The following is a 15,997-nucleotide window of genomic DNA, read 5'->3' as shown; positions in this document are numbered from 1 at the left end:
TTAACACTACAAGCTATTACTTATGGTCTACCGTTTGTGTAAATATTACGGTAAACATCACAAGTTGAAGCTGTACAGTCCATATTCTGAACGTTGATATAGTATTCTTTATTAGGTGTCAACTGACAGAAACTACCTGTGTATTTTGTACCCTGCTCAAAGTAGATAACCGTTGAGCTTGTACCGGTTTTTGCGCAAGCCGTATTCGCTGCTGTATAAGCCGTACCTGGGCATTCGGAAACCCATACTTGGCGCTTCACACCAGAGTTACCCGTAGTTGAAGCAACTGAAATCTGTCCAAGATATGCTGTATTTGTAGTTGCAGTGAACGGCATAGACTTAATTTTTCTAGCCAAAGCTATACGCGTCTGCGTACCAGGTTTTGCCCAATTGATACCATCTGTAACATCAATTGTATCTGGAACCGCACCACAAGTTGGATTAGGGGTTGGGTCTGGGTCCGGGGTTGGATCTGGGTCCGGGGTTGGATCTGGGTCCGGGGTTGGATCTGGGTCCGGGGTTGGATCTGGGTTTGAACCGTCAATAGTTACAGTAAAAGAAGGAGTTGTAGTAACTACTACACCCGTTGCAGTAGAGCTTATCTTAACATCAGTTAGCCCAGTTTTTGTAACACCATTAATCGTCAAATCATACGCTAAAGCGCCTGCAGACAGGGTAACCCCCATCGCCAATGACACTGCTGTCGCCAACTTATGCATTATAAAACCTCTCAATTAAAATCAATAACATATGCGTTTCCATGCATTATGCCCATTCGATATTAAAGCAAACTGAACGCAGTATAGACAGCAACTGACGAAAAGTCTAACCCAGACAAAAAAAAACGCGGCTAAGCCGCGTTTTTTATTACATAGTTACTTGCTACTCATTAAGGAGCAGTAACGATAGAACGTGTAGCTTTGTGTGTAACAGCGCCAGCGTAGTTAGACTTAACGCCACCTACGTCACCGTTAACGTACTTCTGTACAGCAAAGCCAGTTACAGGCAGACCGTTGAAGGTAGTAGCACCACCAACCAACTGACGACCAGCAACATTGTTCAGGTTGATAGTCATCCAACCATTGTCGAAACCAGAGTCTAGAGCTAGGTTTTTAGAAACACGATCAGAACCGCTCAATACATTGCTGTTATTGAAAGTCAGAACGTTTGCTTCAAAGCACAAAGACAGTGGAGCCGCTGCTGGTGGCAGTGGAGAGAAGTCTAGGTCGTCTGGTGCCTGGTCTTTCTCTTCACGATCGTAGTAAGTGATAGAGATAGGCTCACACGCCTGAGTATTTGTTTTGCTCCAAGATACAGTGAAAGGTGCTGTAGCTGGCGCAGTTGCAACATAGTCACGCTTAGTTGGGAAAGTAATAACCCAATCAGTACCAGCGTTGATAGTTGGCTCTAGAACGTAATCGTTAGCGATTGCATCGTGCATCAGAACCGCACTTACCGCATCGATACCACGGCCGAAAGCTGCAGAAACAACTGTGTTGCCATCGATAACATCAGCATTTGCTGGTGAAGCGTTGTTCAGAGATGGATCCAAGCTACCTGGGTTCGTGTGAACAGAGATCAAGCTGAATGCATCCAGAGCTACTGCGTCGTAAGTTGCGTCAGTACCTTCAGCAACATTGATCAGCACGCCGTAACCGTATAGACCACCAGCTGGCCCTACAACACCGTTACCCTGAACAAATGTGCCGTTACCCTGCCAAGCAGACACTACAGCGCCACAGTTACCAGGAACGCCATTAACGTGCTTGATAGCAGTTTCTAAAGCTGCGTTTTCTACTTCACCCATTTCGATTACTTCGATGTAACCTTCACGAGTACGATCTACGCCTTTGTTTTTAGCGTCAGACTGGTATTCGAAGTTACGGAAAGGAACCGCAGTACCGTTAGAAATCGCTGCAGGAACAGTACAAGAAGTATCACCAGATTTGATGATAGCGCCTTCACCGTTTGGATCAGCAGTAATTACTGCAGACCAGTGATCCTGTGGAGACAGGTACAGGTTAAAGTCAAGAACCTCTTGGCTGTTCATAGCTTCAAGGATACGAACCTTAACAGCTTTAGTCTTGTCAGTAGTGTTAACCAGGTTTACGTAAGTGTCCTGACCATCTTCTACTGTGTAGAATGGGTACAGAAGAACCTGACCAAGACCGTCAGAGTTTACGTACACTGCTTGAGCGGTGCTAGCCACCAGACCAGTTGCCGCTGCCAGCGCCAGAGGTAGAAGTTTTTTCTTCATTGTGTTGCTCCTAGGTTTACAACAATCCGATTGTTTTCTTTTAAAAGGTTGCAAAAAAATCATAATCCAAATCTAACACAAGTTAAATCTGAATCTCCCCATACTGATATGAGCTTTAATATCAAACAGTGTTCTGGGTTACACCCAACATAGGGTTGTGATGCAAACAGCGCATAACTTAACACACGAAACCTCGCTAAACAACTGAGCATTTTAAGAAATTCCCCAATTTTATTAGCACAGATCACATGTAATCAAGACAACATCCCTATACCGACACCACCATTTAATATTTTATACTTTTTTAACGCATTTCGTGGTAAATCCACCACTCACCCTCAATGCGTATCCATTTTTCCGGAATCACTGTCGTGTTGGTCATTTTAAACCGCGGTGCCGAGTAGGTCACTAACGCTTTCACGTTACAGACATCCTCTTCACACACAATATCCCCCACTTCAGCTTTTTCCCACCGAGAAGACCCAATTACACGAGGAATATACCTATCCAGTGTCACTAAATCTCTATATGCCGGTGTAGCGTACGTTAACGCCGCTTCAATATCCCCTTCTAACAGCGCGTTTAATCGCTTTTGCGATTTTTCAGCAACCACGTCTTCGTCAGTTCTATTCGACTGATTAACGGTAGCGCATGCTGTAAGCAAACCAAAAGCGGCGACCATTATCAATACTTTTTTTACGTGATTGTTTAATCTTACCATGACAGATTCTACTCGTATAAGGTTAACAGTTTATTACATTGAGCTGATTAATAGCTTAACAACCTACTATCGCATTGATTTCTCTGACGTAATAGCAGGAGAGATAAGCTCTAAACCTCGAATTCTTGAACGCATCTCACGGCTGACACTGCGCAAGTCTTCTTCATTCAATAACACCTTCGGTGTGATCACAATCAAAAGTTCAGTACGCCTCCCAGTATCTGTCGTTTTACCAAACAGACCTCCAAATACCGGTATTTCATGGAGCCCTGGCACACCGCTCTTCGAATTAGTTTTGTTTTCTCGGATCAGGCCACCTAACACAACGGACTCACCGCTTCTTACAGCCACACGACTATTAATATCCCGTTTATTAAAAGAGCGCTGTCCCGTGGCCGAATCGACCGTGCCCACATCCGTTACCGATTGCTCCACCGACATTGTCACCAATCCCCCGGCATTAACAGATGGCGTGACAGCAAGTTTTACACCGGTATCCTTGTATTCGATAGAGGAGGTTAATACGTTACCATCTGTGCTCACCGACTGCCCAGTTCTTACCGGCTGCTGATCACCCACTTGTATAGTAGCTGTGTTGTTATCCAGCACCATAACCGAAGGTGTTGATATAACATTGAGTAACGATTTTTCGGCTAGCGCGTTTAGCACAGCTTCAATATTACCCGCCGAGTTAGCTACGGTGTAGGAGAATCCTGGAAGGATGGCGGCTATGGCATTCTCTGAAGTTCCCAGCTGCGCTGTACCTCTATCACCGCCGCCTATTCCGTTAGAGAACGCCCACTCAACGCCAAATTTAAAGTCGTCTGTCAACGTCACTTCCAGAATGCTAGCCTCAATCAAAACCTGAGCCGGAACTACATCGAGCTTTTTCAGGGCCGATTCAATTTTTTTGTACTCTTTACCTGTAGCGTAAATTAGTAGCGCATTATTATCCTCATCGGCAACAATACTGGTGCTGTCACCCAGCTGCACATTCACCTTGGAAGCCGTGCTAGCTTTTTGGTTACTCGATGCTGACGATGATTCTTTCCCATCGGATGTAACACTCTCTTTGACCAACCCTGGCGCTACACCGGAGTCTTTGCTTTTAGTACCACTCGTACTACCCGAATACACACTACTCAATAACTCAGCCAAATGACCTGACGACGTATTTTGCACAGGGTATACGTGCAACCGCTTTTCTAAGCTGTCACTAGGTGATCGATCCAATCGCTCAATCCATGTTCTAATGGTTTCAAGATAATGCGCACGAGGCGTAATAACCAGTATGCTGTTCAATCTTTCAACCGGTATCACTTTAACAACACTACCGATCGCCCCAGCCAATGCAGAAGCATCTTTGCCTCCCGCCGATGCTGGCTGCCCAACTAAGCCAGATAATGCTTCTTCAATATCACTGACAGAACTATTTTCCAACGGGAAGATACCAACCGACATACCTTTCAACATATCAACATCAAATGTTGCTACGATATCCAGCCAGCCTTCCATCTGCTTACGAGTGCCAGCCATCATTAAAAGGTTTCTTGTTGAGTCAACTCGCACAAAGGCGTTCTCATCCGCCATCGGCTTTAAAATTTCCGCCATGTCAGCAGCGCCGATATATTGCAAGGAAATAATAGTTGTACTGTATCCTGCACCCAAGCTTTTTGCGTTAGCTATCTGTGGCAATCTACGATTAATATCTTGTGAAGAGCTAACAAATATACGATCACTCGCATCACGAACCATCACCGCATTATTGGAGCGTAGTAATGATTCCAGAATAACTAACAGCTGATCTCTGGGTACTGGCGTGCGCGTTCGAAGCGTCACCTCGCCTGCAATTGGATGCTCAATCACGTAATCTAGCCCAAGCATATCGCCCAATATCGCATGAACTACATCAACCAACGGGGCTTGTTCAAAATTAAGCGCTACGGCTTCACCAAATAATTTTATAGGAGGCCTTACGCTTGGCAGTTTAATCTGCCGGTCGTTACCCTTAAATATGACAGGCTGGTCTTTTTGTTTGGTCTCTGCAACGTCACGGGTAGTTTGATCAGCACTTAACGGCGTAGTCATCAAACGATACGGTTCTGTATTAGACAGCTGCCGATCAAAAGGAAACTCCAGTGGGTCACTTGTACGTTTTTCATTTGCCGCACAGCCTGTTAACAGAAGGGCAATAACGGCAATGTTCAATACTTTTTTCATATGTCTCTCAATAACAGATACCAAACAAATGACGCTCTTGTTTAGAGCAATATATTGTCACGATCTATTTCTTACTAGATTGCTCAGTGGTTAAAGGCGGTTTCTCATTCACTCCAGACGCAGCCTTTGGAGTAACTAACGTACGCCCCGCAGATGCAGGCGGCGCGGTAACAATGGAAGCATGCTCCAATGGCACCACTTTATCTTCATCACCTTTTGTAAAGACAGCACTATCAGGGCTCATAAAAGCAAGTTGCCAACCTTCATACTCTTCTTCAATTCTTATTCTCTGCTTTATTCCATTAATATTGGCTATCACCCCCGCCTGATCGCCGTAGAGGTAGACACCCAGCAGTTTAAACTCCCTAAACGGATCCCGCAGGTTATTTACCGGCTTCGGTACTTCAGACGCCACCCCCTCAACCATGCGTCGCTCTTCCCAGAATAGCGGGCGAGATACAAAGTCATCAGATGAAATAGCCTTTACCATGTCAGCATCAACCTGTAGCGGTGATGTTAAATCACTTGCTAATGGATATGCTTGCGGTAAAGCCAAGTTCATCATTTTGTAGGCACCATAAGCTGCAACAACAAAAACAAGCAAGGCAAATACAACGATCAGCCGGACCATCAAAGACAATGCGTTACTCTTCAAGCAGCCCCCTCATAACAAATAGCCTAAAACGTGCGTTGATAACCTGGGAAACAACAGGGCCACGCCGTTGCCGAACAGGCTGAATATTAACCCACTCTGTATAAATTTTAGGGCGAGCAGCTTCCAGCACTGCCAGCGCATCATTCAAAGCTACAACACTACCAGAGGCTGTAATATCCAGATAAAGGCGGCTGAGCTGCTGCTCATTTTTCGCTGGTAAAATCTGACTTGCAGAAACGTTTAGCCCTACCCCTTCAAATGCACTTCTTACATCTTGCTGCAACTGACTAGTAATCGCTGTTTCATCACCAGACAAGTGCACCTGCTGAGCCAGAACCAGTTCACTTTGAACATTCGCAGCCTCAAAAGATTTCTCATGCTCTTGTGCAGCCAAAAAACGTGCTATACGGGGCTGCATCGACTCAATATCTGCTTGAGCTTCTTGATATGCCACAAACATACTTATATAAAAAGTAGTCAAGGTCGCCAGAATAATTACAAAAAACAACCAGACCACACGTGATGACTTTGTAGACAAACCAATCATTCCGCCACCTCAGAAACAACCACTTGCGGCGTCAGATCAAAAACAAAGCGCTCTCGCCCACTTCTTCCTTCCTTTCTAAAAGCCGCCGGCGAAACGACCTTGCTATAGCTAGGCTCTGCCAATAAAAGCTGCATCAAAGAGGATGCGTTATCCGCCAAGCCTTCAATACGAATCAAGCCTTCTTGCATATCTATTGATGTCAAAAATGCACTATCTGGCAACAATACTGCTAACCGCTCAAGCTCATTGATAACATCATAACGCTGAGTATTTACCGCGCTAACTTGTGATGCTATTTCTCTTTTTTTGCCCAGCGCTTCACGTAACTGGACAGCCGGCTGTGCCGCTTGCTTTACTTGCTCATATTGCTGCGTCACCTTTTGCATTTCCGCCTGCTTAAACACTACAGGCAGCCACCCCAAAAAGAAAAGCAGTGCTAGCATCCCACCGCATAATAACAAGAACCTTTTCAAACGTTTTATATAACGCGCTCTGCGATCACCTTCTGCGTAACCGAAAATTTCTACGCATGCGATGTCAGATCGGTACCAGACTTCATATTCATTGAGGTCTCGTTCTAAATCTTGACTCTGAGCAAAACGATGAACCAGCAAGTTCGAAGTAATCACCAGTAAAACATCCAGTACTCCCGCTTTGCGATCAATGATACGCCATCCAAAACGGGTGTCTTCCTCAGCAAAAGGGCTACTAGCTCGCACCTCAAGGGATAAAAAGTTTTCTAGGTCATCTTCTGCACTTTCAGGCAGTGTAATAGTTTTGCATAAACATTGCTCATCAGGTAAAACAACTGCTTCGCTATGAGCTGGCCCACTTGTTACGACTTTATTGTTCAAGATAAAGTGCGTCTGTCCTGCTTCGTAGACTCTGACCGTCTCTGCGAGATTTTTGGCCAGCAATGATTGAGGAGAATGACATAGTTCGTCCCAAGCGACCCGAACGGAGCGGAACAGATTGCGAAGATCGTAGCCAAGAAAGCTCCATTGATTGTTAACTACTGACATCTACTTTCCTAACTCGTTGACAAAATCAAACGCTTCTACCCGGACAACAGGTTCTGTCCTGATAAACCTCCAAGGCAACCCCTCATACCCCGTACTATTTTGTTCAACCCAACGGGTACGCTGGAACACCTCACCACTTGAAAAGCGTACTCTACTTTCTATGCGATACATTGCAACAGGAGACGCTGCCACCCACTCGGTATTAATGCCGGCGGGAGTAAATACTTGCTCTGACTGACGAGCCAACTGCCACTGAGAAGCTAATGCTTCATCGCCTTCAGCAAGTACCGTTAAAACAGAAAACGGCGCTGAAGGCATATGCACTTGAGCACTATCTAACTGACCCACATAGATTGAGTTTTTGACTTTATCATATATTTCTCTCGTCATACCCTCGACCATCATTAGATCCTCTAGCGATTCAAAGCGCCCATAGCGAATAACCTTGTAAGGAGAACCCCCCTCGCTATCATTCTCATTGAGCCTTGATGCAGAGCGCCAAGCCACCACCTTGCTCGCCAACAAAGAAGCTTGCTCTTCACTTAAGCCCGCATTTATCTTAAACACTGAGAGCAGCAACGTCTCGGGGGATGTATTCAGATCAACCAGCCCTGACACCGACAGCATGCGCACCTTAACATCATGATCAGCCAAGCGCATGTCATAATACGTAACCTTGTCGGAAAAACCGACATCCTGCTGCGCCTTTAACCTTTGCACCAATACTAGTTGAGCAGCACCATCACCTAACGCCTCAGCTTGTGCCTGCTGTATCCTGAGCTGGGATAGCTTTATATCAATACGTGCCTGATACATTATCGTGCCAACCAACAGCGACATCGCAGCAATAAACCACAACAATATAGCTAATGCGACACCCGCTTCTTTTCTAGCATCCATCATCTTGCGTGCAGCTGCCCATCATCTAAGCGAACCACAATTTCAGGAAGAAATCGCTCCGCCGATGATACCGTCAACTTAACTAATGCGGGACTTGTTTGCGAAAGAGGCCACTGCGTTAACCATTCTGAATCACGACCGCCTAGAAAACCTATTTCAAATACCGTTACATCGGCCAACAACTCATGCTTAATTAACCCATCCCAATCAGGCTCTGTCACAGGGTCAAGAAATGGCGCAAACTGTAACCATAAGTGGCTATCTTCCTGACTTAAGCGAAACACAAAACTACTACCCGCATCCAACCCAAAGTTCATTGGCGCAACCCAGATTAAGGATGTTTGCTCGCCTATAAAGTAAGTCCCATAGGACGATTCATGATTTCCTTTTGTAGGCGCAAACGGTATTGGCATTGCTTGTCCAATGGTTCTTCTTAAGAAATCTGTGACCTGTCGGGTGGTATTGAGTCGAGCCGTGACCTCTTCAATTTTTGATTGCGTTTGTGCAAAAGTACGCAGCGCCGTTAATGTCGCTAACATAATCATAGATAAGATAACCAGCGCGATAATCATCTCAACCATTGTAAAGCCGGACTGGCTTTTTTTGGCAATCACCGCTCAACCTCACCAGCTACCACGGAATTCAGCACAACTGAACGTCGTTTACTTGCATCATTCCACGCAACTTCAACAACAATATCCTGCAGGTCTCCTGGCTTTAGTGCCTGAAGTTCCTCCAAAGGATGAGCTGTCGATACCACACGCCATGTAAAACCGCCTTGCGTTTCACCTGACTGTTCAGACTCTCTCTCTACCACACTATTTAGCGCCAGTAGCGAACGCCCAAGTTCTACAGCATAAAGATACTTTTCATCAACTCGAATACTTTTTGTGGCACCGCCAACCGCTTGGTACAGTGCCCCAAGTGACATAGCCAAGATACTAATAGCGACCATCATCTCTAATAAAGAGAACCCTTGTTCACCACGCCGCCTCATAACGCTACCTGCGTAATGGAGCCAAGCAACCAATCAACACGAAGCCGGATCCCATGTCCGTTTTTATGCTCAAGACTAATACTTCCACCTGTCGAAGTACCATCTGGGAAAAACCGAATCACCCCAGCACCGTCGATCATCTGATTAAGAGATTGAGCAGAAGTAACAGAAAGCTTCACGCTATCGCTCAAGCTCACTTCCTTTTTGCCTACTCGGATCGTTCTCGCCTCAGGTGTCGTAATCACATCGACATACTGGCCTGAAGAGATGGCACCGTATCTAGCAGCGGTTAACGACGTCACAACATCCTTAACCGCACTTCGATACTGTGTCGACTCATAGAGCTTTAAAGCCATAGGGCCTGATACACCCAACACTAAGCCTGCTATTGCAAGCACAACCATAATTTCAAGTAATGTAAAACCCGACTGGCGGTGCAACAGCACAATTAATCCCTATTACCAGCTACCTATGTCTGCATTCTCACCATCACCGCCAGGAACACCGTCCTGTCCGTAAGTGAAGATGTCATATTCTCCATGATCGCCTGGCATTTTGTACTGATAGGGCTTTTTCCAAGGATCTTGTGGTACACCTGATTTCAGGTAAGGACCATTCCAGCCAACCACATTCGATGGCTTTTCCACTAAAGCAGCCAACCCTTCTTCTGTGCTCGGAAAACGTCCTACGTCGAGCTTAAATATCTCTAAGCTCTGTTCAAAGTCTTTAATTTGCACACTGGCCGTTTTCGACTTTGCCCCACCTAATTGATTCAATACAGCAGGCCCCACCAGCCCCGCCAGCAGACCGATAATGGCCAGCACAACCAACATTTCGACAAGTGTGATACCTTGCTCAAATCGATTTTTTTTATAACGTGTTGGCACAATCAACCCTCAACTTTACACTTTTAATTAAAATAGCTTTCTCAGCCGACATTATACTGCCAGATCATTCACCGATAGAATGCCCATTAAAATGGCGATAATAATCACCGCTATTGCTCCGCCCATCCCAAGTATCAACATAGGCTCTAACAACGTCAGCCCTCGTTTAACTCCTGACTGCACTTCGTTGTCATAAACCTTCGCTAGCTCTAGCATCATGTTATCCAAGCTACCAGACTCTTCTCCCACCCTGATCATTTGAACAACCATAGGGGTGAACGCCTCCGTCTTTTGTAACGCGAGAGACATTCGCTCTCCCTGTTTCACCGCAGGCTCGAGAACGCTCAATGATGCTTTGACCTGCCGATTACCCACAGCACCTATAGCGATCGACAAGGCAGACAACAAAGACACACCATTTCCTAGTAAGGTTCCCAAAGTACGAGAAAACTTTGCCATTTCATATTTAAAAGCGACACTCCCCACAATGGGCAAACTGAGAATAAATTGATCTTTTTTTAGCGCGCCTCTATCACTACTAGCCCACTGACGAATCATAAACCCGATGATAAATACAACAATCAGCATCACCCAACCATAGGACTTAACAGCATTACCTGCATCAATCACACCACGGGTTAAGGTAGGCAATGCATCCCCCATATCAGAAAACAACGTCTCAAATTGGGGAACCACAAAACCAAGCATTAAGAAAATAGAGAGCGTTGCTACCACCAGCAGAATAGCCGGGTACACCAACGCTGATACAACACTACTTCGAATCTCTTTCGCATTCTCCAAATAGGCAGCCAAGCGCGTTAATACATCACCTAATTGCCCGCTGGCCTCACCCGCCCTAATCATATTGATATAAAAGTACCCAAAGGTAGACTCATAAGGCGCCAGAGCCTGACTAAGACCTTTACCACTTTTAACGGTTTCAAGAATCGACGTAAGCACTCGGATCTGATTAGGCGAAGCGCTCATTTCGATTAGGATTTTCAAAGCCCGATCAATAGGTAACCCTGCACGGAGCAAAACAGCGAGTTCATTAGTGACTGACAACACCTCGTTTCGCGCTAAGGATGCTTGCTGAGCCTGACTTTTACCCTGCCGTGATCCATCACCCATTTCATCCAGCTTAAGCAGTGTTAAGCCTTGCAGCTTAAGCTGGCGTAGCGCCAACGCTTTACTATCAGCGGTAAGCACACCCTCTGTAAGGGAGCCATCTCGCTTGGCTGCTCGATAAAAGAACTCGGCCATTAGGCGACAACATCCTCTGAACCTTGATCTTGGGTCACGCGTATCACCTCTTCAAGAGAAGTCACACCCTGTGCCACTTTTCGCAGACCATCTTCATACAGTGTAATCATGCCATTTCGTCTGGCCACCGTGTGAAGCGTTGTTGCATCAGAGCCACTTAAAATTGCTTTGTGCATATCACTATCCATGACAAAAAGTTCATGAATGGATGTACGACCAGCGTAACCACTTCCCTGGCATTCAGAACAACCGCAGCTACGGTAAACCGTTTGGCCAGACTGCATAAAGCGGCCCAGCCCTGATGTTTCGATCACCTCTGCCGTCAATTCAACAGGGATCCGGCATTTTTGGCAAAGCTTTCGAAGCAAGCGCTGTGCGAGCACACCGTTAACAGAAGAGGTTATCAAATAGCGTTCGATGCCCATATCTTCAAGGCGTGTAATTGCACCGGCTGCTGTATTAGTATGCAGTGTCGATAAGACTAAATGTCCGGTTAGAGCAGACTGTACGCCAATTTGCGCCGTCTCAGTGTCCCTCATTTCACCGATCATAATAATGTCAGGGTCCTGACGGAGAATTGAGCGTAGCGCTTTACCAAACGTCAGATCGATCTGCGACTGCACCTGAATCTGGTTAATTCCTCTGAGCTGGTACTCAACAGGATCCTCAACCGTTACTATCTTTAACGATTGCGAGTCCATCGCAGCTAGCGAGGCATAAAGCGTTGTCGTTTTACCCGAGCCGGTGGGTCCTGTAACGAGCAAAACACCATGGGGGCGATCCAATAGCTCACGATAGCGGGATAAGGTATCTTGGCTGAATCCCATCTTATCAAGGCTTAGTTGAATACTTTGACGATCCAAGACACGCATAACAATGCTTTCACCGTGGACGGTAGGTATCGTCGACACCCTAAGGTCCAGCTCATGACCTTTCACCCTCGTCATAATGCGCCCATCCTGAGGAAGGCGACGCTCAGCAATATTCAGATGAGCCAGTAGCTTGATACGAGAAGCAATAGCAGGAGCTAAACTGAGCTGCGGAGGGTCTGGCACTTCATGAATTACCCCATCCACACGGTAGCGCAGGTGAAGACCATCATCGAATGGCTCAATATGTATATCGGAAGCACCTAGATCCAACGCTTTATGAATAATCTGATTAACCAATCGAATCACCGGTGCTTCGCTGGCCAAGTCTTTCAGATGCTCGATAAACTCATCATCTCCGGCGAAGCTATCCGATACGACTTCGTCGCTCTCAACTGCATCATCAGCAACCTGTAAATACTTCTGCAATGCAGAGGAGATGTCAGCATCAAGGCCTATACACAATTCAACAGGACAACCCAAAGCAATACGCAATGCTTTATTAACATAAGCATCTTGAGGAACACTGGCCGCAAAACAGATACCTGTTTCGGTTTTAGATACAGGCACAACATTGTTGCTAAATAGAAAATCCTGCGACAACCCTTCTATAATTATTGGCTCTTCAGGGTAAGCCGCCAGAGGTAAAAATCGGATAGACATCTGCTCGCTCAAGGCTGAGCAAATATCTTGCTCAGAAACGAGCCCCAGCTTAACCAAAACCTGGCCCAGCATATCACCCATTTCTTGCTGGGCGATAAGCGCACGCTCTAAGTCCCTAGTGCTGATTTTTTTCTGTGAGACAAGTAGCTCACCGAGTTGGACAAGATTGCTCATAAGTCGGCTAGTTTTTCCTTAGAAAACCTTTGGGGGCAAAGGTAAAACCAAACTTACCCTCTCTCTCTGTTTCAATCGTATAATCATCAGGGTAACGAGCAAAGTACTCTTCTACAGCCTCGTAAGGACCTTCTCCCCAACCTGGTAACACGGGGTGGCCATTGATATTTCCATCTTCAACAATCACATAATCACCGGACTGTATGACTATTCTCAGCAATTCAAGTTCAGCTAAAACGTGAGATTTTGTGTGGTCACTATCCAGAATAAAGAACACTTTCCCGGGAAATAGTGCACGCATTTTAGCAATACGAGCAGCAATAACTGGATCGGACGAGGAGCCTGTGGCCAGCTGAATAGCTGAGTCCAACAATACCTGCGGATACACATCCTCATGGGAAATATCTACACTCAGCACTTTAAGATCCGGATTGACAGCACGTCCCATAACACTAAAGAACAGAGCAGAACCGCCAAAACGTGTACCGAACTCCACAATCAAAGAGGGCTTTAGCTCTGCCAGTATCTCTTGATAATTCCACATATCAGAAACAGATTTATAACAAGGGACACCTAAAAACTTTACCTCTTGCCAAACTTCACTGTTGTAGTACCACTGGTGATAGGCTTCCTTTACATCTGCTTCGCTTGGCATCTTCACCTCAAACAATTATCAACACCGAACTTAAATAGGCGCAGAGTATAACACGATGTAACAAGGACTATATATCTCTACAATAAGGTATGATAGATAGCACCAACTCACCTTTAAATCACAACGGTTAACAAGCGCCCTATGCAGCCTAAACATGCCTCCATTCGCTGGCAAGACGGAAAGCCCTTCTCTGAAAGTTTCTGCGATATCTACTTCAGTCAGCACGACGGCATGGCAGAAACCCAACACGTTTTTATTGATGGCAACCGGCTCACAGAACGCTTTGCTAAAGTATCAAGCACAAACTTCATCATTGCGGAAACAGGATTTGGCACAGGCTCCAATCTACTGACGACACTAACATTACTCAGCAAGCTCCATCCGGCTCAACCCTCGCAACTTCACTTTATATCCACAGAGCTCTACCCCCTGAGCCGCAAGGACCTCCAAAAGTCACTCGAACTACTCCCTGAACTCAAACATTTTTCCGACCAGTTATTATCACAGTATCCGCCGGTTGTTAAAGGGATGCACCGATTCATCTTTGACCATGGCCGGTTCTACCTCACTCTCTGCATTGGTGATGCGACCACCAGCTTTCGCCAAATCGACAGTTCGATAGATGCTTGGTTTTTAGATGGATTTGCACCCAGTCAGAATCCTGAGATGTGGAGCACTGAGCTGTTCCGTGAAATAGGTCGCTTAAGTTGTGCTGATAAACCCTCCACACTCGCCACCTTCACATCAGCAGGTTTTGTAAGGCGAGGACTCTCTGATGTGGGATTCGAGATGCGCAAAGCTAAAGGATTCGGAAAAAAGAGGGAGATGCTAACAGGCACTTTTTCTACACTGCCTCCGACATCTGACTACTCTGTGCAACCTTGGTTTAAGCTACCTAAAAACCAAAAACCAAACACAGCTATCGTGATAGGCGCCGGATTAGCCGGATGCGCGACGGCTGAAGCGCTTGCACGACGGGGTATCAACGTTTCCCTGCTGGAAAAGAACAACGGTATTTGCCAAGAAGCTTCGGGCAATCGCCAAGGGGCGCTATATGCCAAGCTACCTATCCAACCCACCCTATCTGGAGAGTTCCACCTTTGTGGGCTTGAGTACAGCCTCCGGTTACTAGAGATGTACCAATGCCTTGACGGCTCTATTGCCGAACAGTGCGGATTGCTTCAGTTAGCCACGCAGCCTAAAGAGGTCGAGCGCCAAAAAGCCACCGTGGAAAGCGGTTTTTATGACGCAGAAACGGTCAGGCTACTCTCGGCAGAGGAGGCTAGCGACATCGCAGGAAGCTTGATTAAACACCCAGCCCTATGGTTTCCTCGAGCAGGCTGGGCCTATCCCAAAGGCGTCTGTGATGCACTTATACAGAGTCCGTTTATTGACCTTCAGACCCACTGTCATATCATCGAGATAAAACAGCTCCCCTCTGGCGAGTGGCAAGTAACAGATAGCAAAGGAAGCATATATCAAGCAAGCACACTTGTTGTGGCATCTGCATCAGAAGCGGCCTCATTCCAGCCCCTCCAACACCTCCCCCTTAAAAATATTCGTGGTCAGGTTTCCATAGCTCCCGAGCCTAACTCCACGCCAACACTAAAAACCGTTGTCTGTGGGGATGGATACATCTCCCCCTCAAAAGAGGGCTTGTATAGCTTTGGTGCGACATTCGATTTACGAGACCCCGAAACCGGCATCCGCCCAAGCGACCATACGAAAAACTTAGCAACGCTTAGCGCTGCGCTTCCAAACTTAGCCAACCAGCTAACAACACCTGACACCTGGCAAGGCAAAGTGGGATTTCGCTGCACGACACCTGACTACCTCCCCATCGCTGGGCCAGCTCCACAAGCAGACGCTTATCTGCAACGCTACGCAAAACTAAAAGATGATAAAAACTGGAAATTTGAAAATATGGAGCCACCTTTACATTCCAACCTCTATATAAATACCGGCCATGGATCAAAAGGCCTAATTACTGCGCCATTAGCATCAGAGTATCTTGCATCCCTGATTTCAGGGGAACCCCTGCCAATATCCAGAAATATAGTAAATGCATTGCACCCTGCGCGTTTTTTAGTTAAAGATTTAATCAGGGGCCGTTAAGGTTATCTAAAGGATTGCCGAATACTGCCGCTATTTTGGGTATTGCGAGAAG

At 46.2% G+C, this 15,997-nt stretch carries 16 protein-coding genes; 1 reads left to right on the top strand and 15 read right to left on the bottom strand.

Translation table 11 applies throughout. From position 1 onward, the window contains the following. Positions 1–20 precede the first annotated feature (20 nt). The 15 genes from F0U83_RS17005 to F0U83_RS03460 form a co-directional block, all read right to left on the bottom strand. Positions 21–719 (bottom strand): hypothetical protein, encoded by a 699-nt coding sequence (locus F0U83_RS17005; protein ID WP_211343617.1) that lies wholly within the window; start codon positions 717–719, stop codon positions 21–23. 170 nt (positions 720–889) lie between these two features. Then, positions 890–2,257 (bottom strand): hypothetical protein, encoded by a 1,368-nt coding sequence (locus F0U83_RS03525; protein ID WP_138986551.1) that lies wholly within the window; start codon positions 2,255–2,257, stop codon positions 890–892. A 304-nt stretch (positions 2,258–2,561) separates the two neighbouring features. After that, entirely contained in the window at positions 2,562–2,978 is a 417-nt protein-coding gene (locus F0U83_RS03520) for a hypothetical protein (RefSeq protein ID WP_138986550.1), read from the bottom strand. 66 nt (positions 2,979–3,044) lie between these two features. Next, complete coding sequence (gene gspD, locus F0U83_RS03515) at positions 3,045–5,198, bottom strand: type II secretion system secretin GspD (RefSeq protein ID WP_138986549.1); 2,154 nt, start codon at positions 5,196–5,198, stop codon at positions 3,045–3,047. Between the two features lie 64 nt (positions 5,199–5,262). Further along, entirely contained in the window at positions 5,263–5,853 is a 591-nt protein-coding gene (locus F0U83_RS03510; RefSeq protein WP_138986548.1) for a hypothetical protein, read from the bottom strand. Then, the gene (gene gspM, locus F0U83_RS03505) at positions 5,843–6,400 is read right to left on the bottom strand and encodes a type II secretion system protein GspM (protein WP_138986547.1); all 558 of its coding nucleotides are present in this window, start codon (positions 6,398–6,400) and stop codon (positions 5,843–5,845) included. Before gspM ends, F0U83_RS03510 begins: the two co-directional genes overlap by 11 nt. Then, positions 6,397–7,422 (bottom strand): PilN domain-containing protein, encoded by a 1,026-nt coding sequence (locus tag F0U83_RS03500; protein ID WP_138986546.1) that lies wholly within the window; start codon positions 7,420–7,422, stop codon positions 6,397–6,399. The genes gspM and F0U83_RS03500 overlap by 4 nt, the downstream gene beginning before the upstream one ends. Next, positions 7,423–8,325, bottom strand: a complete 903-nt coding sequence (locus F0U83_RS03495; RefSeq protein ID WP_138986545.1) for a type II secretion system protein GspK — start codon at positions 8,323–8,325, stop codon at positions 7,423–7,425. Next, complete coding sequence (locus tag F0U83_RS03490) at positions 8,322–8,936, bottom strand: PulJ/GspJ family protein (RefSeq protein WP_138986544.1); 615 nt, start codon at positions 8,934–8,936, stop codon at positions 8,322–8,324. Before F0U83_RS03490 ends, F0U83_RS03495 begins: the two co-directional genes overlap by 4 nt. Further along, on the bottom strand, positions 8,933–9,319 hold the full coding sequence (locus tag F0U83_RS03485) for a type II secretion system protein (protein WP_138986543.1): 387 nt from the start codon (positions 9,317–9,319) through the stop codon (positions 8,933–8,935). Before F0U83_RS03485 ends, F0U83_RS03490 begins: the two co-directional genes overlap by 4 nt. Then, entirely contained in the window at positions 9,316–9,765 is a 450-nt protein-coding gene (locus F0U83_RS03480) for a GspH/FimT family pseudopilin (RefSeq protein ID WP_138986542.1), read from the bottom strand. The genes F0U83_RS03485 and F0U83_RS03480 overlap by 4 nt, the downstream gene beginning before the upstream one ends. A 12-nt stretch (positions 9,766–9,777) precedes the next feature. After that, positions 9,778–10,206: a type II secretion system major pseudopilin GspG gene (gene gspG / locus F0U83_RS03475; RefSeq protein ID WP_246077629.1), complete on the bottom strand. Its 429-nt coding sequence runs from the start codon at positions 10,204–10,206 to the stop codon at positions 9,778–9,780. A gap of 51 nt (positions 10,207–10,257) precedes the next feature. Continuing rightward, entirely contained in the window at positions 10,258–11,469 is a 1,212-nt protein-coding gene (locus F0U83_RS03470) for a type II secretion system F family protein (protein WP_138986541.1), read from the bottom strand. Beyond that, positions 11,469–13,175, bottom strand: coding sequence for a GspE/PulE family protein (locus F0U83_RS03465; protein WP_211343616.1), 1,707 nt, complete (start codon positions 13,173–13,175; stop codon positions 11,469–11,471). Before F0U83_RS03465 ends, F0U83_RS03470 begins: the two co-directional genes overlap by 1 nt. Positions 13,176–13,182: 7 nt before the next feature. Continuing rightward, on the bottom strand, positions 13,183–13,830 hold the full coding sequence (locus F0U83_RS03460; protein ID WP_138986540.1) for a CmcI family methyltransferase: 648 nt from the start codon (positions 13,828–13,830) through the stop codon (positions 13,183–13,185). 141 nt (positions 13,831–13,971) lie between these two features. Here F0U83_RS03460 and mnmC point away from each other — a divergent pair, with 141 nt between their 5' ends. Continuing rightward, positions 13,972–15,945: a bifunctional tRNA (5-methylaminomethyl-2-thiouridine)(34)-methyltransferase MnmC2/FAD-dependent 5-carboxymethylaminomethyl-2-thiouridine(34) oxidoreductase MnmC1 gene (gene mnmC / locus F0U83_RS03455; RefSeq protein ID WP_138986539.1), complete on the top strand. Its 1,974-nt coding sequence runs from the start codon at positions 13,972–13,974 to the stop codon at positions 15,943–15,945. The last annotated feature ends 52 nt before the right edge of the window (positions 15,946–15,997 follow it).

Source organism: Neptunomonas concharum, assembly GCF_008630635.1.
In the GTDB taxonomy this organism is placed as follows: Bacteria; Pseudomonadota; Gammaproteobacteria; order Pseudomonadales; family Balneatricaceae; genus Neptunomonas; species Neptunomonas concharum.
This window is presented reverse-complemented; position numbering and strand designations above follow the sequence as displayed.

What these genes read in the sequence shown, in the direction of transcription:
- F0U83_RS03460 (WP_138986540.1), bottom strand. Translation starts at nt 13,830, where the DNA reads ATGCCAAGCGAAGCAGATGTAAAGGAAGCCTATCACCAGTGGTACTAC.
- F0U83_RS03470 (WP_138986541.1), bottom strand. Translation starts at nt 11,469, where the DNA reads ATGGCCGAGTTCTTTTATCGAGCAGCCAAGCGAGATGGCTCCCTTACA.
- F0U83_RS03465 (WP_211343616.1), bottom strand. Translation starts at nt 13,175, where the DNA reads ATGAGCAATCTTGTCCAACTCGGTGAGCTACTTGTCTCACAGAAAAAA.
- F0U83_RS03520 (WP_138986550.1), bottom strand. Translation starts at nt 2,978, where the DNA reads ATGGTAAGATTAAACAATCACGTAAAAAAAGTATTGATAATGGTCGCC.
- F0U83_RS03525 (WP_138986551.1), bottom strand. Translation starts at nt 2,257, where the DNA reads ATGAAGAAAAAACTTCTACCTCTGGCGCTGGCAGCGGCAACTGGTCTG.
- F0U83_RS03485 (WP_138986543.1), bottom strand. Translation starts at nt 9,319, where the DNA reads ATGAGGCGGCGTGGTGAACAAGGGTTCTCTTTATTAGAGATGATGGTC.
- F0U83_RS03500 (WP_138986546.1), bottom strand. Translation starts at nt 7,422, where the DNA reads ATGTCAGTAGTTAACAATCAATGGAGCTTTCTTGGCTACGATCTTCGC.
- gspD (WP_138986549.1), bottom strand. Translation starts at nt 5,198, where the DNA reads ATGAAAAAAGTATTGAACATTGCCGTTATTGCCCTTCTGTTAACAGGC.
- F0U83_RS17005 (WP_211343617.1), bottom strand. Translation starts at nt 719, where the DNA reads ATGCATAAGTTGGCGACAGCAGTGTCATTGGCGATGGGGGTTACCCTG.
- F0U83_RS03495 (WP_138986545.1), bottom strand. Translation starts at nt 8,325, where the DNA reads ATGATGGATGCTAGAAAAGAAGCGGGTGTCGCATTAGCTATATTGTTG.
- gspM (WP_138986547.1), bottom strand. Translation starts at nt 6,400, where the DNA reads ATGATTGGTTTGTCTACAAAGTCATCACGTGTGGTCTGGTTGTTTTTT.
- mnmC (WP_138986539.1), top strand. Translation starts at nt 13,972, where the DNA reads ATGCAGCCTAAACATGCCTCCATTCGCTGGCAAGACGGAAAGCCCTTC.